General features: G+C 63.2%; 1 pseudogene. It reads right to left on the bottom strand.

Going from position 1 to position 798, the window contains the following annotated elements:
• Positions 1 to 798 (bottom strand): annotated as a pseudogene (locus tag L692_RS32970) (hypothetical protein); the annotation flags it as partial.

Below are 798 nucleotides of genomic sequence, written 5' to 3' on the forward strand. Positions count from 1 at the left end.
GCTCCGCTGAGCGGACCTCAGCCGACAGATGCTGGAGCCTGATGCCGCCGGGGATGAGATGGCGGCCTTCCACCGAGCTGTCCGCCAGCTGTTCACCAGTAACGGACTCCGCAGCCAAATGTCCGGAGCCGACCGCACCTTCACCCAGCTTGCCGGCGGTGACACTGCCGTCCTGAAGCTGGACGGACGAGACCGAGCCCGGCTGGAGATGGCCGAGTCCAACGGAGGAGGGGCGGATATGCTCGCCGCCGACAGTACCGGGGGACAAATGCTCCGTTTGCACCGCGCCCGTCCGGATGTGGCGGCCTTCAACCGCGCCTTCCGCCAGATGCTCCGATTGAACAGCCGATGCGGCCAAGTGCTCCCCGGCGACAGAGAATGGAGCAAGGTGGCCGCTCTGCACGCTCGCCTCCTCCAGATGGCGGGAATGAATGGAGGAGGGAGCAATCTTGGAGCTGTTCACCGCTTCATCCTGAAGCTCAATTCTGCCTACAGCGCCTTCGGCCAACTGATCGCTCCCAATGCTCTTCGGGGCAAGCTTGCTTCCGGCAATCGATCTGTCAAGCAGCAGATCCGGGGAGCGCACCTCATCTGACAGATGCTGAAGGCTAATCCCTCCGGGTGCGATATGACGGCCCCTTACGGCACCGTCCGTCAGATGCTCCCCGCCGACGGATTCCGGGGCCAAATGAACGGAACCGACCGCTTTTTCACCCAGTTTATCGACGGTGACGCTGCCCTCTTGAAGCTGGACGGACGAGACCGAGTCCGGCAGAAGATGGCTGACGCCGATGGACA

The sequence above is a fragment of the Paenibacillus forsythiae T98 genome (assembly GCF_000520735.1).
GTDB lineage: Bacteria > Bacillota > Bacilli > Paenibacillales > Paenibacillaceae > Paenibacillus_AQ > Paenibacillus_AQ forsythiae.